At 69.3% G+C, this 18,169-nt stretch carries 20 protein-coding genes; 15 read left to right on the top strand and 5 right to left on the bottom strand.

Features of this window, described 5'->3' with window-relative positions:
- Positions 1 to 68 precede the first annotated feature (68 nt).
- The 7 genes from AC5Y3P_RS14980 (at position 69) to AC5Y3P_RS14950 (ending at position 7,848) form a co-directional block, all read left to right on the top strand.
- Positions 69 to 1,235 carry an ABC transporter permease gene (locus tag AC5Y3P_RS14980; protein WP_500046697.1) on the top strand — a complete coding sequence of 389 codons (1,167 nt, stop codon included), beginning with the start codon at positions 69 to 71 and terminating at the stop codon, positions 1,233 to 1,235.
- Positions 1,228 to 1,833 (top strand): TetR/AcrR family transcriptional regulator, encoded by a 606-nt coding sequence (locus tag AC5Y3P_RS14975; protein ID WP_500046696.1) that lies wholly within the window; start codon positions 1,228 to 1,230, stop codon positions 1,831 to 1,833. The genes AC5Y3P_RS14980 and AC5Y3P_RS14975 overlap by 8 nt, the downstream gene beginning before the upstream one ends.
- Complete coding sequence (locus AC5Y3P_RS14970; protein ID WP_500046695.1) at positions 1,830 to 2,267, top strand: YlxR family protein; 438 nt, start codon at positions 1,830 to 1,832, stop codon at positions 2,265 to 2,267. The genes AC5Y3P_RS14975 and AC5Y3P_RS14970 overlap by 4 nt, the downstream gene beginning before the upstream one ends.
- A 101-nt stretch (positions 2,268 to 2,368) precedes the next feature.
- On the top strand, positions 2,369 to 5,065 hold the full coding sequence (infB, locus tag AC5Y3P_RS14965; protein ID WP_500046694.1) for a translation initiation factor IF-2: 2,697 nt from the start codon (positions 2,369 to 2,371) through the stop codon (positions 5,063 to 5,065).
- Positions 5,066 to 5,551 (top strand): 30S ribosome-binding factor RbfA, encoded by a 486-nt coding sequence (gene rbfA / locus AC5Y3P_RS14960; protein ID WP_500046693.1) that lies wholly within the window; start codon positions 5,066 to 5,068, stop codon positions 5,549 to 5,551.
- Positions 5,526 to 6,536 carry a DHH family phosphoesterase gene (locus AC5Y3P_RS14955; protein WP_500046692.1) on the top strand — a complete coding sequence of 337 codons (1,011 nt, stop codon included), beginning with the start codon at positions 5,526 to 5,528 and terminating at the stop codon, positions 6,534 to 6,536. Before rbfA ends, AC5Y3P_RS14955 begins: the two co-directional genes overlap by 26 nt.
- Positions 6,529 to 7,848 carry an MATE family efflux transporter gene (locus AC5Y3P_RS14950; protein ID WP_500046691.1) on the top strand — a complete coding sequence of 440 codons (1,320 nt, stop codon included), beginning with the start codon at positions 6,529 to 6,531 and terminating at the stop codon, positions 7,846 to 7,848. Before AC5Y3P_RS14955 ends, AC5Y3P_RS14950 begins: the two co-directional genes overlap by 8 nt.
- Positions 7,849 to 7,857: 9 nt before the next feature.
- Here AC5Y3P_RS14950 and AC5Y3P_RS14945 read toward each other — a convergent pair whose 3' ends face one another.
- Together AC5Y3P_RS14945 and AC5Y3P_RS14940 are read right to left on the bottom strand one after the other, a co-directional pair.
- Positions 7,858 to 8,238 (bottom strand): hypothetical protein, encoded by a 381-nt coding sequence (locus AC5Y3P_RS14945; protein WP_500046690.1) that lies wholly within the window; start codon positions 8,236 to 8,238, stop codon positions 7,858 to 7,860.
- A 57-nt stretch (positions 8,239 to 8,295) separates the two neighbouring features.
- The gene (locus AC5Y3P_RS14940) at positions 8,296 to 9,057 is read right to left on the bottom strand and encodes an enoyl-CoA hydratase (RefSeq protein ID WP_500046689.1); all 762 of its coding nucleotides are present in this window, start codon (positions 9,055 to 9,057) and stop codon (positions 8,296 to 8,298) included.
- A 48-nt stretch (positions 9,058 to 9,105) separates the two neighbouring features.
- Here AC5Y3P_RS14940 and AC5Y3P_RS14935 point away from each other — a divergent pair, with 48 nt between their 5' ends.
- Both AC5Y3P_RS14935 and AC5Y3P_RS14930 read left to right on the top strand, forming a co-directional pair.
- Positions 9,106 to 9,372, top strand: a complete 267-nt coding sequence (locus AC5Y3P_RS14935) for a DUF2277 domain-containing protein (RefSeq protein ID WP_500046688.1) — start codon at positions 9,106 to 9,108, stop codon at positions 9,370 to 9,372.
- A gap of 11 nt (positions 9,373 to 9,383) precedes the next feature.
- Positions 9,384 to 9,929, top strand: coding sequence for a DUF1802 family protein (locus AC5Y3P_RS14930; protein ID WP_500046773.1), 546 nt, complete (start codon positions 9,384 to 9,386; stop codon positions 9,927 to 9,929).
- Here the strand turns inward: AC5Y3P_RS14930 and AC5Y3P_RS14925 are convergent.
- Complete coding sequence (locus tag AC5Y3P_RS14925) at positions 9,918 to 11,594, bottom strand: CocE/NonD family hydrolase (RefSeq protein WP_500046687.1); 1,677 nt, start codon at positions 11,592 to 11,594, stop codon at positions 9,918 to 9,920. The two genes, AC5Y3P_RS14930 and AC5Y3P_RS14925, sit on opposite strands and share 12 nt — an antisense overlap.
- Before the next feature lie 9 nt (positions 11,595 to 11,603).
- Complete coding sequence (locus AC5Y3P_RS14920; RefSeq protein ID WP_500046686.1) at positions 11,604 to 12,233, bottom strand: TetR/AcrR family transcriptional regulator; 630 nt, start codon at positions 12,231 to 12,233, stop codon at positions 11,604 to 11,606.
- Positions 12,234 to 12,283: 50 nt separating this feature from the next.
- On the opposite strand from AC5Y3P_RS14920, the gene AC5Y3P_RS14915 reads away from it, so the two are divergent.
- Both AC5Y3P_RS14915 and AC5Y3P_RS14910 read left to right on the top strand, forming a co-directional pair.
- Positions 12,284 to 13,438 (top strand): sulfotransferase family protein, encoded by a 1,155-nt coding sequence (locus AC5Y3P_RS14915; RefSeq protein ID WP_500046685.1) that lies wholly within the window; start codon positions 12,284 to 12,286, stop codon positions 13,436 to 13,438.
- Positions 13,419 to 14,495 (top strand): DUF7064 domain-containing protein, encoded by a 1,077-nt coding sequence (locus tag AC5Y3P_RS14910; protein ID WP_500046684.1) that lies wholly within the window; start codon positions 13,419 to 13,421, stop codon positions 14,493 to 14,495. Before AC5Y3P_RS14915 ends, AC5Y3P_RS14910 begins: the two co-directional genes overlap by 20 nt.
- On the opposite strand, the gene AC5Y3P_RS14905 is transcribed toward AC5Y3P_RS14910, so the two are convergent.
- Complete coding sequence (locus tag AC5Y3P_RS14905; RefSeq protein WP_500046683.1) at positions 14,483 to 15,046, bottom strand: DUF3558 domain-containing protein; 564 nt, start codon at positions 15,044 to 15,046, stop codon at positions 14,483 to 14,485. The genes AC5Y3P_RS14910 and AC5Y3P_RS14905 overlap by 13 nt on opposite strands.
- Before the next feature lie 105 nt (positions 15,047 to 15,151).
- On the opposite strand from AC5Y3P_RS14905, the gene pptH reads away from it, so the two are divergent.
- The 4 genes from pptH to AC5Y3P_RS14885 all read left to right on the top strand — a co-directional run bounded on the left by pptH (position 15,152) and on the right by AC5Y3P_RS14885 (position 18,159).
- On the top strand, positions 15,152 to 16,111 hold the full coding sequence (gene pptH / locus AC5Y3P_RS14900) for an ACP phosphodiesterase PptH (RefSeq protein ID WP_500046682.1): 960 nt from the start codon (positions 15,152 to 15,154) through the stop codon (positions 16,109 to 16,111).
- Positions 16,108 to 16,770 (top strand): 4'-phosphopantetheinyl transferase PptT, encoded by a 663-nt coding sequence (gene pptT / locus AC5Y3P_RS14895; protein ID WP_500046681.1) that lies wholly within the window; start codon positions 16,108 to 16,110, stop codon positions 16,768 to 16,770. Before pptH ends, pptT begins: the two co-directional genes overlap by 4 nt.
- Positions 16,767 to 17,657 carry a tRNA pseudouridine(55) synthase TruB gene (gene truB, locus AC5Y3P_RS14890; protein ID WP_500046680.1) on the top strand — a complete coding sequence of 297 codons (891 nt, stop codon included), beginning with the start codon at positions 16,767 to 16,769 and terminating at the stop codon, positions 17,655 to 17,657. The genes pptT and truB overlap by 4 nt, the downstream gene beginning before the upstream one ends.
- Positions 17,658 to 17,736: 79 nt before the next feature.
- Positions 17,737 to 18,159 (top strand): CBS domain-containing protein, encoded by a 423-nt coding sequence (locus AC5Y3P_RS14885; RefSeq protein ID WP_500046679.1) that lies wholly within the window; start codon positions 17,737 to 17,739, stop codon positions 18,157 to 18,159.
- Positions 18,160 to 18,169 lie beyond the last annotated feature (10 nt).

Genomic DNA, 18,169 nt, shown 5'->3' with positions numbered 1-18,169 from the left:
TAAATCTGATATATTTATGAATGTAGTGAGCGGGCCGAGTCGGTTCGCGTATCGATCGAAGGACCCCCATGGCCAACAAGCACGTCGCTCCCGAGCCGCCCGAGACCTGGCGGCACCGGTTGCGCGACGCCATCGCACCGCGCACCCTGATGCTCGCCGGCGGCGTGCTGCTGCTGCAGTTCGCGTTCATCCTGTCCTATCTGGGTGCCTTCCATTCGCCTGTACCACACCAGATTCCGGTGCTGGTGGTGGCGCCCGACCAGACCGCGACACAGCTGGTCGACCGGGCCAACGCGGCAGAAGGCGAGCCGCTGGCCGCCGGCGTTGCCGCCGACGAACAGAGCGCGCGGGCCGCCCTGCTGCGGGGCGACACCTCCGCGGTGTACCTGGTGGACCAGGCCGGCGGGACCGACACGCTGCTGGTCGCCTCCGGGGGCGGAACGTCGGTGGCCTCGGCCGTACAGCAGATCGTCACGACGGTGGCGGCGCAGGAGCAGCGCAGCGTGACGACGCAGGACGTGGTGCCGTTGCAGCCCGGTGACGGCCGCGGACTGACCGGTTTCTACCTGATCATCGGCTGGGCCGTGGGCGGCTATCTGTTCGCCGCGATGCTGGGCGTCGCGAAGGGGGAGCGGCCCGCCACGCCGCCGCGGATGTGGTGGCGCCTGGGCGCGACCGTGCCGTACGCGGCGATCTCGGGGGTGGGCGGCGCGCTGATCGCCGGCCCGTTGCTGCACGCCTTCGACGGGCACTTCGCCGCGATCGCGGGCGTCGGGACGCTGGTGGCGCTGTCCGCGGCGACGGTGACCGTGGCCTTCCAGACGCTGTTCGGATCACTGGGCATCGGGCTGACCGTGCTGGTGTTCGTGGTGCTCGGCAACCCGTCGGCCGGCGGCGCATATCAGGCCAGCCTGCTTCCGCCGTTCTGGCGGACGGTGGGCACGACGCTGCCCAACGGCGCGGGCACCGAGGCCATCCGGCGCATCGTGTACTTCGACGGTTACGGCGTCGGGGCGCATCTGGCCGTGCTCGGCGGGTGGACGCTGGGCGGCGCGCTGCTGGCGATCGCCGCCACGATCGGCCGTGCCGCGGTCTCCGAACGGCGCCGCGCTTCCCGCCGGGCCGCCCTGCATGCCGAGACGCAGGCCGAGACGGCGGGCGGGGCCGAGGCCGCGAGCCAGGCCGGTGCCGCGGCGCATGCCCACGCCGCGAACCATGCCGAGGCCCATGCCTGAGGGCGCCGCGAAGCCGCCGCGGGTGACCAAGCGGCGCGCCGAGACGCGAGCCCGGTTGCTCGACGCCGCCTTCGGCGTGTTCGCCGAACGGGGCTTCGGGCACGCCCGCATCGACGACGTCTGCGCGGCGGCGGGCTACACGCGCGGGGCGTTCTACTCGCAGTTCGGCAGTCTCGAGGAGCTGTTCTTCACGCTCTACGACCAGCGCGCGGGCGTGCTGGCCGAACAGATGACCGGCGCCATGGCCGCCGGACCCGAACCGGCCGACGTTGCCGCCACCCTGGACCGGATCGCGGCGGTGCTGCTGCTGGACCGCGACTGGCTGCTGGTCAAGACCGATTTCCTGCTGTATGCCGCCCGTCATCCCGAGGTGGCCCAGACCCTGGTCGCGCATCGCGAGCAGCTGCGCGCGGTGGTCGAGGAGCGGCTCGCGGACTCGGAGATCGCGCTGCCGGAGGCGCTCGGCAGCCGTGCCGAGGCCGCCCGCGCCGTCGTCGCGGCCTACGAGGGCGTCGGCACCCAGCTGATCCTGGACGGCGACCTGCCCGCGGCGCGCGCCTGGTTGCGGCGCCTGCTGCTGGTGATCCTGGGCCGATGACGTGCGCAGGAAGCGGTCCCGGGCCACGTCAGCCCCGGCCGTCACAACAGCCCCACTGCCGTGGTCGGCGCAGCCCCGGGAGTGTCGTAGACTGTGCCGTGATCCAGCGCGAGACTTTGACTGCCGATATGGGACCGATCCGGACCTGTATCGGATGTCGTAGACGAGAGCTGGCCGTCGATCTGCTTCGCGTCGTGGCGGTGTCGAACGGGAATGGCGAGACAGCCGTGACCGTTGATACTTCCCGCAGCATGCCGGGGCGGGGTGCCTGGCTGCACCCCGATCCGCAGTGTCTGAGCGCAGCGATTCGTCGGCGAGCCTTCGGCCGAGCGTTGCGCATCGCCGGTTCACCGGACACCTCCGCGGTGGTCGAGAGCTTCGACGCCCTACCGGGCGCTGAAACCTCGCGGCCGTCGCGGCAACAGAACAGGTAGCGAAGAACATGAGCACACCGTGAAGTCCCGATGACCATGCGTCATAGCTAAACCCGAGGCGTCGGCCTACCACCCGCTGCCGCCTCCAGACAGGAGAAGTAGTGGCAAAGGCCCGCGTACACGAGTTGGCCAAGGAACTCGGTGTAACCAGCAAGGAAGTACTCGCTCGGCTGAGCGAGCAGGGCGAATTCGTCAAATCAGCCTCGTCGACGGTGGAGGCGCCCGTCGCGCGGCGGCTCCGGGAGTCCTTCGGCGGCGGTGAGGCCGCGCCGGAGAAGGCACCCGCCAAGAAGCCGGCCGCACCGGCCAAGCCGGCGGCCGCCGGCCCCAAACCAGGAGCTCCCAAGCCTGCGGCACCCGCGCCGGAGCCGGCTCCGACCCCCACCCCGCCGCCGGCTGCCCCGGCAGCTCCGGCAGCCCCGGCCGCGCCCGCGGCCCAGGCGCCGACCCCGGCAGCTCCGAGCCGGCCCGGCCCGACCCCGGGCCCCACGCCCGGCCCCAAGCCCGGCGGCCCGCGTCCGCCGCGGGTGGGCAACAACCCGTTCTCCTCACAGCAGCCGGTGGAGCGTCCGGCCCCGCGTCCGATGGGCCCGCGGCCAGGACCTGGCGGACCTCGCCCCGGTCCGGGTGCTGTGCGTCCCGGCGTCACGCCGGGCAACATGCCGCCGCGTCCGGCGACCGGCGCGCCGGGCCGCGGTGGCCCGCGTCCGGGTCCCCGTCCCGGTGGCGGCCCACGCCCAGGTCCCGGTCAGGGCGCACGCCCCGGTGCCGGTGGCGGTGGCGGTAACTACCGCGGCGGTGGCGGCGGTGCACCCGCCGGTGCCGGTGGCGGCTTCCGTGGCCGCCCCGGCGGTGGCGGTCGTCCCGGTCAGCGTGGCGGCACAGCCGGTGCGTTCGGACGTCCCGGCGGCGCCCCGAAGCGTGGTCGCAAGTCGAAGCGCGCGAAGCGGGCCGAATACGAGAACATGCAGGCGCCGATCGTCGGTGGCGTGCGGTTGCCGCACGGCAACGGCGAAACCATCCGGTTGGCCCGGGGCGCGTCGCTGAGCGATTTCGCCGACAAGATCGACGCCAACCCGGCCGCGCTGGTGCAGGCACTGTTCAACCTCGGCGAGATGGTCACCGCCACCCAGTCGGTCGGCGATGACACGCTCGAACTGCTGGGCAGTGAGATGAACTTCAAGGTTCAGGTCGTCTCCCCGGAGGACGAGGACCGCGAGCTGCTGGAATCCTTCGACCTGACCTACGGCGAAGACGAGGGCGGCGAGGAGGACCTCGAGCAGCGTCCTCCGGTGGTCACCGTCATGGGTCACGTCGACCACGGCAAGACCCGCCTGCTGGACCGGATCCGCAAGGCCAACGTGGGTGAGGGCGAAGCCGGTGGCATCACCCAGCACATCGGTGCCTACCAGGTGGGCGTCGAGCACGACGGCGAAGAGCGCCTGATCACCTTCATCGACACCCCCGGTCACGAGGCGTTCACCGCCATGCGTGCCCGTGGTGCCAAGGCCACCGACATCGCGATCCTGGTGGTCGCGGCCGACGACGGTGTGATGCCGCAGACGGTGGAGGCGATCAACCACGCGCAGGCCGCCGATGTGCCGATCGTGGTGGCGGTCAACAAGATCGACAAGGAAGGCGCCGACCCGGCCAAGATCCGGGCGCAGCTCACCGAGTACAACCTGGTGGCCGAGGACTACGGCGGCGACACCATGTTCGTCGACATCTCGGCCAAGCAGGGCACCAACATCGAGGCGCTGCTGGAAGCCGTGGTGCTGACCGCGGACGCCGCGCTGGACCTGCGGGCCAACCCCGAGATGGAAGCCCAGGGTGTGGCGATCGAGGCGCACCTGGACCGCGGCCGCGGCCCGGTGGCCACCGTGCTGATCCAGCGCGGCACGCTGCGGGTCGGTGACTCGGTGGTGGCCGGCGATGCCTACGGCCGCGTCCGCCGGATGGTCGACGAGCACGGCGAGGACGTCGAAGAGGCACTGCCGTCGCGTCCGGTGCAGGTCATCGGCTTCACGTCGGTGCCCGGTGCCGGTGACAACTTCCTGGTTGTCGACGAAGACCGGATCGCCCGGCAGATCGCCGACCGGCGCAGCGCGCGCAAGCGCAACGCGCTGGCCGCGCGCAGCCGCAAGCGGATCAGCCTGGAAGACCTGGATTCGGCGCTGAAGGAAACCAGCCAGCTGAACCTGATCCTCAAGGGCGACAACTCCGGTACGGTCGAGGCGCTCGAAGAGGCCCTGATGGGCATCCAGATCGACGACGAGGTGCAACTGCGGGTCATCGACCGCGGCGTCGGTGGCATCACCGAAACCAACGTCAACCTGGCGTCGGCCTCGGATGCGATCATCATCGGCTTCAACGTCCGGGCTGAGGGCAAGGCCACCGAACTGGCCAACCGCGACGGCGTGGAGATCCGCTACTACTCGATCATCTACCAGGCGATCGAGGAGATCGAGAGCGCGCTCAAGGGCATGCTCAAGCCGGTCTACGAGGAGAAGGAGCTCGGTCGCGCCGAGATCCGCGCCATCTTCCGGTCGTCCAAGGTCGGCAACATCGCCGGCTGCCTGGTGCAGTCCGGGATCATGCGCCGCAACGCCAAGGCCCGGCTGCTCCGCGACAACGTCGTGGTCGCCGAGAACCTCACGGTGTCCTCGCTCAAGCGGGAAAAGGACGACGCCACCGAGGTGCGCGAGGGCTACGAGTGCGGTCTGACGCTGACCTACAGCGACATCAAGGAAGGCGACATCGTCGAAACCTACGAGCTGGTCGAAAAGGCGCGCGTGTAGATGGCTGATCCGGCACGGGCCAAGCGGCTCGCCAAGCGGATCTCGACCATCATCGCTTCGGCGATCGAGTACGAGATCAAGGACCCGCGGCTGGCCGGCGTGACGATCACCGACGCCAAGGTGTCCGGTGATCTGCACGACGCCACGCTGTACTACACGGTGCTGGGTCGCTCGCTCGAGGACGAGCCCGACTACGCGGGTGCGTCCGCCGCGCTGGAGAGCGCCAAGGGCGTGTTGCGCTCCAAGGTCGGCGCCGGCACCGGCGTCCGGTTCACCCCGACGCTGACCTTCGTGCGGGACACCGTGCCGGATGCGGCGCACCGGATGGAAGAACTGCTGGCCCGGGCGCGGGAGGCCGACGCCGAACTCGCCCGGGTGCGCGAAGGCGCGGTGCCGGCCGGTGACGCCGACCCGTACCGTGTGGTGGACGACGACGAACGAACGGACGCTGAGGAGACCAGTGACCGCGACCGACCCGTTGACTGACGGGTCTACCAGCACAACCCGGGCCGGCGCGCGGGTGGATGCGCACCGTGCCGCGGATGTGCTGGCGGCTGCCCAGCGGATCGTCGTGGTGTGCCACGTCTTCCCGGACGCCGACACCATCGGCGCGGGTCTGGCGCTGGCGCAGGTGCTCGAGGCGGGCGGCAAGTCGGTCGAGGTCAGCTTCGCTGCCCCGGCCACCTTGCCGGAGTCGCTGCAGACCCTGCCTGGTGGGCACCTCTTGGTCGGGCCGGATCGGGTGTGCACCGAGCCGGATCTGGTGGTCACCGTCGACATCCCCAGCCCGGGGCGACTGGGCGCGCTGCGTGCGGTGATCGGTCCCGAAACCAAGGTGCTGGTGATCGACCACCATGCCTCCAACCAGCTCTTCGGTACTGCCAATTACGTTGATGCATCAGCGGATTCCACCACCCTGTTGATCGCAGAGCTGCTCGACGCGTGGGGCAAGCCGATCGAATTACCGGTCGCGCACTGCCTGTACGCCGGGCTGACCACCGACACCGGTTCGTTCCGTTGGGCCAGCGCCCGGGCGCTTCGGCTGGCGGCCCGGTTGGTCGATCTGGGCGTCGACAACGCCGAAATCAGCCGCGCCCTGCTGGACACCCATCCGTTCAGTTGGCTGCCGATGCTCTCGGCGGTGTTGGCCTCGGCGCAGCTGATTCCCGAGGCGGTCGGGGGAGCCGGATTGGTCTACGCCGTCGTCGAGCATGCGCAGTTTGCCGCGGCCAGGCCCGAGGAAGTCGAGAGCATCGTCGACATCGTGCGGACCGCACAGCAAGCCGAGGTCGCGGTGGTCTTCAAGGAGACCGAACCGCAGCGCTGGTCGGTGTCGATGCGGGCCAAGTCGTTCGACCTGACCCCGGTGGCACTGGGCTTCGGCGGCGGCGGGCACCGGTTCGCCGCGGGCTATTCGACCACCGGCTCGGTGGCCGACGTGGTCGCCGAGTTGTGCGCCGCCGTTGGCTGAGTCCACGCCGCAGGCGCCGTCGAGCAAGACCATCGCCGGGCTGGCGCTGCCCGCGTTGGGGGTGCTGGCCGCCGAACCGGCCTACCTGCTGTTCGACGTGGCCGTGGTCGGCCGGCTTGGTGCGATGGCACTGGCCGGGTTGGCGATGGGCGCGCTGATCCTGAGTCTGGTTGCCTCCCAAGGCACCTTCTTGTCCTACGGCACCACCGCGCGGGCGGCCCGGCACTACGGCGCCGGCGACCGGGCCGCGGCGGTGCGCGAAGGCGTGCAGGCCACCTGGCTGGCGGTCTGGCTGGGACTGTTGATCATCGCGGTCGTGCAGGCCGCCGCGGTTCCGATACTGGCAGCGCTGGCCGACGGCGGCGAGATCGCCGCGACCGCACTGCCGTGGCTGCGGATCGCGATCCTGGGGGCGCCGGCGATCCTGATCTCGCTGGCCGGCAACGGCTGGATGCGCGGCGTGCAGGACACCCGCCGGCCGCTGCATTACGTGATCTTCGGATTCGCGGTCTCGGCGGTGCTGTGCCCGCTGCTGGTGTACGGCTGGCTGGGTTTGCCGCGGCTGGAATTGGCCGGCTCGGCGGTGGCCAACGCGATCGGGCAGTGGCTGGCCGCACTGCTGTTCGGCCGCGCGCTGCTGACCGAACATGTGGCGCTGCGTCCGGACCGTGCAGTGCTGCGCGCCCAATTGAGCATGAGCCGCGATCTGCTGGTGCGCTCGTTGGCCTTCCAGGCCTGCTTCATCTCGGCAGCGGCGGTGGCGGCCCGGTTCGGGGCGGCGGCGGTGGCCGCGCATCAAGTGGTGTTGCAGCTGTGGAGTTTCCTTGCCCTGGTCCTGGATTCGTTGGCGATCGCTGCCCAAGCCTTGGTCGGTGCGGCGCTCGGCGCGGGTCAGACCACGCACGCCAAGACCGTCGCTGCCCGGGTGACGCTGTTCTCCACTGCTGCGGCGGTGGTGCTGGCCGCGCTCATCGCACTCGGTGCGCAGGTGCTGCCCGCGTTGTTCACCGCCGATCGTTCGGTGCTCGACGCGATCGGGGTGCCGTGGTGGTTCCTGGTCGCGCAGTTGCCGATCGCCGGGGTGGTCTTCGCACTCGACGGTGTGCTGCTCGGGGCCGGGGATGCCGCCTTCATGCGCAACGCGACCATGGCCAGTGCGTTGATCGGTTTCTTGCCGCTGATCTGGTTGTCGCTGGTGTTCGGCTGGGGTCTGGTCGGGATCTGGGCCGGGTTGTCCACGTTCATGGTGCTGCGGCTGGTATTCGTCGGCGCCCGAACGCTTTCGGAGCGCTGGTTGGTTCCCGGCAGTTAGCGCCGGAAGTCAGTTGCCCAATCCGGCGTTGAGCATGAAACCGCCGATGATGTAGGTAGCCAGGAAGATGACCCAACCCAGAATCGGCCAGCCGACCATGACGCGGCGTCGCTTCGCCGCGGTGACGATACCAACTGCGGCCACCGCCAATGCCAGCACGATGCCGCCCCACGCCACCAGATAGGCGTCGTTGATCAGGGCGTGGTTGCAGCGGTCGGTGCCTGAACAGACAGCGGTGGACATCCCGGCGAACAGTGAGTACATCGCGCCCAGTCCGCACGCTCCGACCAGCAGGATGCCCAGCACCGCGGTCGACGCCACGTCCCATCCCGGCCGCCGCGGTGCCGGTGGCTGCGGGTAGGGCGGGTAGTGCGGATAACCGGAGGCCATGGTCCCTCATCTTGCCTGCCGGAGGCTCTGAGCACGCGCAGGTGTGGTGGCCTCCCGCTACCTGACCTGGCCGCGTCCGCGCTCCATCACCGAGGCGCGGCTCTCGGCGATGTCGTCACCGGTGGCCGTGCGCATCCACTCGCGGGCGGCTTCGGCTTCCAGCCACAGCGCGGCGCTGGTCTGTTCGGCGTCGATCCGGTGGTAGGAATCCAGCAGCGTCCGCACGGCCTTCTGGTTGTTCCCGACGATCGAGGCGGCCACCGCGCGGGCGGCCGGCAGCAGCTGATCGTGGGCCACCACCTCGGTGACCAGTCCGGCCCGCAGTGCGTCCTCGGCAGACAAGTAGTCCCCGGTCAGGCTCATCCGGCGGGCCAACCCAACCCCGACCTTCTGCGGCAGCCGCACCGAGAGCCCCCAGGTGGGCAGCAGCCCGACCCGGGCGTGCGTGTCGGCGAACCGGGCCTGCTCGGAGGCGATCAGTACATCGCAGTACAGCGCGATCTCCAGCCCACCGGTGACCGCGGCACCGTTGATCGCGCCGATTACCGGCTTGCGCATCGACGGCCACTTGGGCGAGATGTCGGGCAGGTCGGTGGTGTCGCCGAGCTCCTTGAGGTCCAGTCCGGCGCAGAACACCGGGTCGGCCCCGGTCAGGATCACCACGTCGACGTCGTCGTCGGCTTCGGCGGCCGCCAGCGCGGCAAACAACGCCTTGCGCAGCGCCGCGGACAGCGCGTTGCGCGACTGCGGGCGGTTCAAGGTCAGGGTGCGAACCCGGTCGGTGGTGTCGATCAACAGGACTTCGGCTTCGACGCTCATGGACCATCACGGTAGCGACCCATCTGATCGAGGCCTACCTTGGTGCCCATGTGCCGGAACATCACCGAGTTGCGTGGGCTCGAACCCGCCGCCACCGCCGCCGAAATCGAGGCCGCCGCGCGCCAGTACGTGCGCAAGGTCAGCGGCCTGACCCGGCCGACCGAGGCCGGCGCGCAGGCTTTCGAACGCGCCGTCGCCGAGGTCAGCGCCGCCACCACCCGATTGCTGGCCGACCTGCCGGCCCGCCGGCAGCCGCCCAAGACGGTGCCACCGCTGCGCCGGCCCGAGGTGCGGGCCCGGCTCGGCCTGTCATGACCACCGGGGTGCTGGCCACCGCACTCAAGGAGTGGAGCGCGGCGGTGCACGCGCTGCTCGACGGCCGGCAAACCGTGCTGCTGCGCAAGGGCGGCATCGGCGAGAAACGCTTCGACGTCAACGCCGAGCAGTTCTACCTGTTCCCGACGGTGGCGCACAGCCACGCGCCGCGGGTGCGTCCCGAGCATCGCGATCTGCTCGAGTTGGCCGCGGCCGACAGCGACGATGAGCACGTGGTGCTGCGGGCCGCAGCGAAAGTGGTTGCCGCCGTTGAGGTACACCAACCGGACCGGATCGAGGAGATCGAAGACCTCCACATCTGGACCGCCGAATCGGTGCGAACCGACCGGCTGGACTTCCGGCCCAAACATCGGCTCACCGTGCTGGTGGTTGCGGCCGCCCCGCTGCCGGCTCCGGTGCAGCTGGCCCGGGTTCCCGAATACGGCGGCTGCAAGAGCTGGGTCGATCTGCCGGTGCACGCGGATTTCGGTGCCCCGGTGCATGATTCGCAGGTGCTGCAGGCAGTCGCGCAGCGGGTGCGCGAGTCAGTCGGCTGACGGCCGGGGCAACCCGACCGGCAGCAGCAGCCGCGACGCGCCGCCGTGCGACACGGTGTGGGTGGCCGGTGCCAGCGCGCTGCCGTCGGCCTGCGTGGCGCCGGTGCCCAGGTTGCGGGAATACCGGGGATGCGACCCGCCGGCGATCAGGACCCGCAACCGTGATCCGGCCCGGAAGCGGTGTGCGATCTCGTCGAGTTCGAGCCGGATCAGCTGCGTGCCCGGTTCGTGGCGTAACCGCCGGTACCCGTCGGTGACGCTGCGCGAGCGGCCTTTGGCGTCGACCTCGCTGACCCGGACGAACACGTCGACGTGCGGATTGTCGGTGGCGTGCGACAACTCGATCACCGGGGCGCCGTACACGTACAGGTCATGACCCAGTGGCGGGCTGGTGTAGCTGAGCACATCGGCGCGGCGCGCCAACCGGTCGTCGCGGCGGATCCCACCGCGGGCCAGCAGTCGGCCGCCGACCGTGGGGGTGGGCCGGGCCGGGTCGAACGTGAACGACGAACTGTCGGCTGCGCCCGGCTCGGCACTCAGGCCGTCGCGTTCCAGAAACCACACCTGCTCGGCGGTGGTCGGCGGCCAGTTCGCAAGATCGAGCCACCCGCTGCCGCCGGTGACGAAAACCCGCACCCGGCTGGATCGTCGGGGCGGCCGGTCACCGAAGTGCGCGTCGAGCCAGTCCAAGGATTCCCGCAGCACCGTGGGGGAGGCCTTGCCGACCATGTGGGTGTGCGTCCACGGCCCGACGGTCAACGCCACCTCGACGTCGCGGCGGTCCAACCGGCGGAACTGCTCGAGGGTCTGCTCCAAGAACAGGTCCTGCCAGCCGCCGATCAGCAGCACCGGGACCCGGCCATGATCCAGCCCGCCGTAGAACTTGTAGGAGTCCCAGAACGGGTCGTCGGGATCGGCGTGTTCGAGCCATTTCTCCCACCACGGCGCGCCGCGGCCCAGCAGTCGACGTCCGGCCGCTGCCAGCGGCACCTGCAGCGCGGCCCGGGCCACCCGCCGGCGAGCGGTCAGCTGGTGGAACCCGACCTTGAGTTTGTTGGGTTCCTCCTGGTTTCGGACCATGTTGCTCCAGCCAAGGAAGTCGCTGACCGAGAACGCCCCGGTGCCCCAGCAGGACTTGGCGAAATCGTGCACCCCGACCACCACGACCGCGGCCACCATGTCCGCTGGCGGGTCCTCGAGTAGCGCCCATTGGGTCTGGCCCAGATAGGACAACCCGACGGTGGCGAATGATCCGGTGTACCAAGGTTGTTGGCGCAACCAGGCGACGGTGTCGGCGCCGTCGGCGGCTTCGTGGATTGGCGGGTCGAACTCGCCTTCGGAGCCGAAGGTGCCGCGCACGCTCTGCAGGATCACGTGGTAGCCGCGCCGGGCGTACACCGAGGCATACAGCGTGGTGAATGGCCAGCGGCGTCCGTACGGGCAGCGCACCAGCAGCGTGCCGGCCGGTGCGTCGGTGTTCGGGATGAAGTGGTCGGCCAACAGCTGCACACCGTCACGCATCGGCACCGGCAGACCGGTCTCGACCCGGTAGTCGGTGCTGGGTGCGGGGACCCGGAGCAGCCGGCTCACCAGCCGAATGCTGCGCTGGCGTGCGATCTGACGAAGGGCCGACGGGCTCTGTTCCTGGGTGCGGATCGAGGACACCCGACCAGGCTACGTGCCGGCCAGCGGCGGTTGGTCGGCGCGGACCGCGGACACCATGCGGTCCAACAGCCAGGTCAGTGCCGAGCTGGCCTCGGTGTCGGTCAGCTCCCACACGCCGACCAGCCGCTCATAGGAGGGCAGGTGCCACAGCACGTCGAGGAGTCCGGCGGCCGCCCGCAACTGCGGCTCCGACCAGTGTGGGTTGGCCTCGGTCACGGTCCGCAACAATGCGTCGCGGCGTCGCTGATCCACCCCGGTGAAGGTCGGATCCTCAGGTAGATCGGTGCTCTGGCGCACCGAGAATCGCTGCAGCGACGCAAATACCCGGGCCGTGACTGCGCTCAGGTTCTCCAGGTCGACGTCGTCATAGGTGACGCCGGCATCGTGTTCCAACCGAGCCATCACGGCGTCGTGCAGGTGCCGTTCGGTCCGGAAGTAGCGATACACGGTCCGTTCACCCACCCCGGCGCGCGTCGCGACTGCCTTGAAGGTCAGTTCGCGCCAATCCCAGCTGGCGAAACCGTGCACCAGGTCGGTACCCGCGGTGATGATGCGTTCGCGGGTCTCGGCGGCCTGGCGTCGTCGGGCCGGGCTGTCATAGCGGCGCCGTTCGGGATCGGTGCTTGACCGTTCGCTCATAATGGTGGCAGTGTACTGCCTCAAATTGCTGGGCGGTCGACGGAGGTGTCATGCAAGATCTGCTCGACCAGGCGCGGGCCGCCACCGGCCTGGACGACTTCGGCGACGATGCCTTCCGGGAAGGACTCGAAATCCTCGTCCGGGCGCTGCGCGAGGAAGCCAAACTCAACACCCGCGGCGAGGCCTACCTCTATCCCCGCATCGTCGGGCACCTCGGGCAACGGCTGCAGGTCGAGGAGTGGTACCGCCGGCACCCTGAGATCGCCGACGTCGAGATCATCGGCCCGCTGTTCGGGCTGGGACTGCCCCGGACCGGGTCGACGGCCCTGTCGTTCCTGCTGGCCCAGGATCCCGGTGTGCGCTACCTGCGCAGCTGGGAATCCGCGCAGCCGTGCCCGCCGCCGGCGACCGTGGTGGGCCGGGATCCGCGCATCCCGGCCGACGTCGAGACCGTCGAGGCCGGCAGCAGACGGCACGTGCCCCGCGACGTGCAGGGGCCGATGGAATGCCTGGACCTGATGGCGCTGGACTTCAAATCCCAGATCTTCCAGGCGTTTGCCCAGATCCCGAGCTACTCGGAATGGCTGCTCGGTACGGCCGACTTCACCTCCACCTATCGCTATCAGCGCCGGGTGCTCAAACTGTTGGCCTGGCGCGAACCGACGCGACCCTGGCGGCTCAAGTCGCCGTCGCACGTGCTGTCCCTGGATGCGTTGGCCGACGTGTTCGGCGCGGCGCGGTTCGTCATGACGCACCGCGATCCCACCGACGTGCTGCTGTCGGTGGCCGACGTCTATGCCGACATCGTCGGCGGCTTCACCGATCATCTCGACCGCCGCTATCTGGGCCGCCTCAACGTCGAGCAGTGGTCCGAGGGGATGGCGCGGGTGTGCAGATTCCGCTCCGGCGCGCCAGCGGAGCGGTTCTTCGACATCGGTTTCGAGCAGATGACCGCTGATCCGATCGGCGAGGTGCGTCGGCTCTACCGCTGGCTCGGTGAACCGGTCGGCAGCGCATTCGAGACCAACATGCAGCGCTGGTGGGCGCACAACGCCGCGACCCGGGAACCGAGCAGTCCGGCCGACCCGGCGGATTTCGGCTTGGAATTGGACCGCATTCGACCGCTGTTTGCCGACTACGTCTCGGCGGTTCGAACCTGGATTTCTTCGGAAGGTGCACCGACAGATGACAACTCAACAACCTGACCTGACCGGCGGCGTCGACCCAGAGCGGGAATTGGTCTTCGCCAGCCGACCGGCGGATCCCGAAATGCGGGATTCGGCCAGTTTCTGGGTATTCGACGACAGCGGTGAGTTCGGTCTGCCGCGGGTCGGTATCGAAGCGGTCGCTTCACATTGGGACGCCCACCAGATCCAACTCAACCTCGCGTTCGACGACGGTCGCGTCTACCGCTTGCGGGCCGACGGCCCGACCTGGCCGGCCACCGGGGCCGACGGGCGCCCGACGGTGTTGGGCGCAGGTCCACTGGCGTTCAGCTGCGAGCAGCCTTTTCACACCTGGCGGCTGCGTTTCGACGGACAGGCACAGGCCTGCACCTCGGCGGATCTGGTCGACGGACGCACCGACGGACCGCTGGTCGACGTGAAGTTCGACATCGAGGCGACGATGGCCGTGCCACCCTGGATTCAGGGCGCGCTGCGGGCGGATGCCGGTGCGCAACTGGAGAACTCGATCGTCGGTGACCTGATGGGCGGACCGCGTTATGAGCAACTGTTCCGGGCCACCGGAACGGTGCGGATCGGTGCCGATGAGCAGCGCACACTGCGAGGGACCGGCCTGCGCATCCGTCGACAAGGCGTCCGCCGTCTGGAGGGCTTCTGGGGGCACTGTTGGCAGTCGGCGCTGTTCCCCAGTGGCCGGGCCTTCGGCTACATCGCCTACCCGCCCCGGCCGGACGGCGAACCGCAATACAACGAGGGGTACGTCTACTACCCGGAGGACGGCGAGCTGCTCGCGGCCCGGGTCGTCGAGGCGCCGTGGCTGACCACACTGCAGGCTCTCGGTGAACGGGTCCCGTTGGTGCTGGAAACCAGTCGCGGTGTCGAGCGCATCGACGGTGTCACGGTGTTGTCCACCCACCACATCCAGCGCGGTGCGGTTTCCGCGGACGAGGCCGCCAAGACTGCCAACTGGAGCTTTCCGCCGTTGCAGCAGGCCGGGGTGCGCTACACCTGGAACGGCGAGCAGGCCATCGGCATGCTGGAGCGATCGAATATGCCCGAGCGGGTTCAGAACTTGTAGTGCGGTACCAGCTGGTGGGCCCGCATCATGTTCTCCGACATGCACTCCGGGGCGTTGGGGGAGTAGATCGGCGAGTAGAACAGCGACTGCTGGATCACGCCGTAGCTGGTCTTGAACGTGATCATGCAGCTGATCCACCAGCGGTCGTTCCAGTCGGTCGGCTTCATCACCCAGTACTGCGCGGCGCGATGGCCGGCGATGTCGAGCTCAGCGGCCTCCGGCGGCAACGAGTTCTCGTATGCGCGCCAGGTGTAGGCCTGCACGGCCATCTGGTAGTGGCCGGCGTCGTAGTGGCAGCGCAGTCCACCTTCATCCTCGGGCGGGGTGAAGCCCAGACCCAGGCCGTTGGTGACGTCGACCGGGATGTCGCGGCACGGGTCGAACGGCGACGGGTCGGTGAGCTCGACCACCGGGCTGGGCGCGGGCTCGTCGGTGGAGCGCAGCGCCACCTGCGGGCTGGCGGTCTGCTCGGGCGGCGGCGTCTGCAGCACCGCGACCATGGCGGCCACGAGAGCTGCCAGCACAGCGGCCATCCGCAACCTGGCGATCATGACCACTCCCTCTAGTGCCTCGTGTCCGGCTCCGACCCTGCGGAGAGTGTACAAGCCGACAACGAGAACATGTTCTCGTTGCGCGGTTAAGTAGGGTGGTCAGTCGTGGCACACCAGACGGCGAGCAGGACCCGTCCCACCCTGTGGGCGGTCAGTGACCTGCACACCGGACACACCGGCAACAAGCCGGTGACCGAATCGCTGTACCCCGCCACGCCGGATGACTGGTTGATCGTCGCCGGCGATGTCGCCGAGCGCACCGATGAGATCCGCTGGGCGCTGGACCTGCTGCGCAAGCGGTTCGCCAAGGTGATCTGGGTGCCGGGCAACCACGAGTTGTGGACCACCGGCAAGGACCCCATGCAGGTGTTCGGTCGGGCCCGCTACGACTACCTGGTCAACCTGTGCGATCAGATGGGCGTAGTCACCCCCGAGCACCCGTTCCCGGTGTGGACCGAGGAGGGCGGCCCGGCCACCATCGTGCCGATGTTCCTGCTCTACGACTACACCTTCTTGCCCCAGGGTGCCGGCACCAAGGCCGAGGGATTGGCGATCGCCAAGGACCGCAACGTGGTGGCCACCGACGAGTACCTGCTGTCCAGCGAGCCCTATCCGACCAAGGACGCGTGGTGTGCTGACCGGTTGAAGTACACCCGTAAGCGTCTGGAGGATCTGGATTGGATGACGCCGACGGTGTTGGTGAACCACTTCCCGCTGGTCCGTGAACCCTGCGACGTGATGTTCTACCCGGAGTTCTCGCTGTGGTGCGGCACCACCGAAACCCGGGACTGGCACACCCGCTACAACGCGATCTGCTCGGTGTACGGGCATCTGCACATTCCCCGCACCACGTTCTATGACGGTGTGCGGTTCGAGGAGGTTTCGGTCGGCTACCCGCGAGAATGGCGGCGGCGCAAGCCGTATCGGTGGCTGCGTCAGATCCTGCCGGATCCGCAGTACGCCCCCGGCTACCTCAATGAGTTCGGCGGACACTTCATGATCACCCCGGAGATGCGGGAGCAGTCCGAGAAGTTCCGGGACCGGTTGCGCAGCAGGCGATCATGAGCGCACTGATCTCGCTGATCCTGCCCGCATCGGTGGCCGCGGCCGAGGTCTTCACCGACCCGCCGGGTCTGGAGCCGCTGCCCGAGGAGGAGCCGCTGGTGGCCCGGTCGGTGGCCAAACGGCGCAACGAGTTCGTCACGGTGCGGCACTGCGCGCGTCGAGCCCTGGCCGAGCTGGGGGTGCCGGCCGCTCCGATCCTCAAAGGCGACAAGGGTGAACCGCGCTGGCCCGACGGCGTGGTGGGCAGCTTGACGCACTGCGAGGGCTATCGCGGTGCGGTGGTCGGCTCGGTCCGGCAGGTCCGCTCGGTGGGCATCGACGCCGAACCGCACGACGTGCTGCCCGACGGTGTGCTGGAGGCGATCAGCCTGCCGATCGAACGTCATGAGATCTCGGCACTGGACAGTGGCCTGCACTGGGACCGAATCCTGTTCTGCGCCAAGGAAGCCACCTATAAGGCGTGGTATCCGCTGACCCAGCGCTGGCTGGGCTTCGAGGATGCCCACATCAGCTTCGAGGTCGATGCCAGCAGGGCGGCGGGCACCTTCCGGTCCCGGATCCTGGTGGACCCGGCCGCCCGGTCCGGCCCGCCGTTGCAGGAATTGGCCGGACGCTGGTCGGTCGCCGAGGGTCTGGCGCTGACCGCGATCGTGTTATGAGCACACCGCCGCCGGCCGGGATCGTCGTCGTCGACAAACCCGGCGGAATGACCAGTCATGACGTGGTCGGCCGGTGCCGGCGACTGTTCGGCACCCGCAAGGTGGGCCACGCCGGGACGCTGGACCCGATGGCCACCGGGGTGCTGGTGGTCGGCATCGAACGCGCCACCAAGATCCTGGGGTTGATCGCCGGTACCTCGAAGAGCTATGACGCCACCATTCGGCTGGGCCAGTCCACCAGCACTGATGACGCTGAAGGTGAACTGCAGCAAGAACATTCGGCAGCACATCTCGACGATGCGGCGATCGAGGCGGCCGTGGCTGCGCTGCGCGGTGACATCGAGCAGACGCCGTCGGCGGTGAGCGCCATCAAGATCGGTGGCAAGCGGGCCTACCAGTTGGCCCGTGCGGGCCAGGCCCCGGAGTTGGCGGCACGGCCGGTGCGCATCGATGCGTTCGACATCGTCGCTATCCGCCGGCCCGGCGACCTGATCGACGTCGATGTCCGGGTGGACTGCTCTTCGGGAACCTACATTCGGGCGTTGGCCCGCGACGTCGGTGCCGCGCTCGCGGTGGGCGGGCACCTGACTGCGTTGCGCCGCACCCGGGTTGGGCGGTTCGGGCTGGAACACGCCCGCACCCTCGAGTCCCTCGCCGAGCAACCTCGGTTGAGCTACTCGCTGGACGACGCCTGCCTGCAGTCCTTCGCCCGCCGGGACCTGACCGCTGCCCAAGCCGAGGACGTCGCGCACGGCCGGCCGCTGGAGCCGGCCGGGTTGACCGGTATCTACGCCGCGGTCGGCCCGGACGGCGCGGTGATGGCGCTGCTGCAGGATTCCGGACGACGCACCAAGTCGGTGGTAGTGATCCGGCCCGCGACGTTGTGACTCACCGGCGCAGAAGGTCCCGGTCACCGACGACGTAGGTCCCTACCCGCTCGGTGGAATCGGTGGCAGCATCGGGGTCATGACAGGTATCGATGTTCCCAAGGCAGGCTCCATCGTCGTCGCGGATCTGATCGGCGAACCGGTTGTGCGGGTGCCCACCGATGCCACCGTCGCCGCGGCGGCGGCACAGATCGTCGGCGCCCAGGTCGGCCTCGTCGTGGTGGGAGATCAGGACCGGCCCACTGCGGTGGTCAGTGAACGGGACATCGCCCGGGTGGTGGCGGCCAACCGAGATCCGGCCGCGGTGTCGGCCGCCGAGGTGGCCAGCCGCAACCTGGTGTGGTGTGAGGCGCACGAAACCGTGGACGTGGCCGCGGTGCGGATGACCGACAAGCACATCCGGCACATCCTGGTCGAGCGGGACGGCGTCCTGGTCGGGATCGTCTCGGCGCGTGACCTGTTGGGTGTGTACGCCTCGGATGCCGAGCTGGAGACCAAGTAGCCGGACGGCC

Source organism: Mycobacterium sp. NGS45 (genome assembly GCF_059812645.1).
The sequence above is the reverse complement of the archived record's forward strand: the minus strand, read 5'-3'. Positions and strand labels throughout refer to the sequence as shown.

Coding starts and splice junctions, on each gene's coding strand:
- AC5Y3P_RS14980 (WP_500046697.1), top strand. CDS start 69: ATGGCCAACAAGCACGTCGCTCCCGAGCCGCCCGAGACCTGGCGGCAC.
- AC5Y3P_RS14975 (WP_500046696.1), top strand. CDS start 1,228: ATGCCTGAGGGCGCCGCGAAGCCGCCGCGGGTGACCAAGCGGCGCGCC.
- AC5Y3P_RS14970 (WP_500046695.1), top strand. CDS start 1,830: ATGACGTGCGCAGGAAGCGGTCCCGGGCCACGTCAGCCCCGGCCGTCA.
- rbfA (WP_500046693.1), top strand. CDS start 5,066: ATGGCTGATCCGGCACGGGCCAAGCGGCTCGCCAAGCGGATCTCGACC.
- AC5Y3P_RS14945 (WP_500046690.1), bottom strand. CDS start 8,238: ATGGCCTCCGGTTATCCGCACTACCCGCCCTACCCGCAGCCACCGGCA.
- AC5Y3P_RS14940 (WP_500046689.1), bottom strand. CDS start 9,057: ATGAGCGTCGAAGCCGAAGTCCTGTTGATCGACACCACCGACCGGGTT.
- AC5Y3P_RS14935 (WP_500046688.1), top strand. CDS start 9,106: ATGTGCCGGAACATCACCGAGTTGCGTGGGCTCGAACCCGCCGCCACC.
- AC5Y3P_RS14920 (WP_500046686.1), bottom strand. CDS start 12,233: ATGAGCGAACGGTCAAGCACCGATCCCGAACGGCGCCGCTATGACAGC.
- AC5Y3P_RS14915 (WP_500046685.1), top strand. CDS start 12,284: ATGCAAGATCTGCTCGACCAGGCGCGGGCCGCCACCGGCCTGGACGAC.
- AC5Y3P_RS14910 (WP_500046684.1), top strand. CDS start 13,419: ATGACAACTCAACAACCTGACCTGACCGGCGGCGTCGACCCAGAGCGG.
- AC5Y3P_RS14905 (WP_500046683.1), bottom strand. CDS start 15,046: ATGATCGCCAGGTTGCGGATGGCCGCTGTGCTGGCAGCTCTCGTGGCC.
- pptT (WP_500046681.1), top strand. CDS start 16,108: ATGAGCGCACTGATCTCGCTGATCCTGCCCGCATCGGTGGCCGCGGCC.
- truB (WP_500046680.1), top strand. CDS start 16,767: ATGAGCACACCGCCGCCGGCCGGGATCGTCGTCGTCGACAAACCCGGC.
- AC5Y3P_RS14885 (WP_500046679.1), top strand. CDS start 17,737: ATGACAGGTATCGATGTTCCCAAGGCAGGCTCCATCGTCGTCGCGGAT.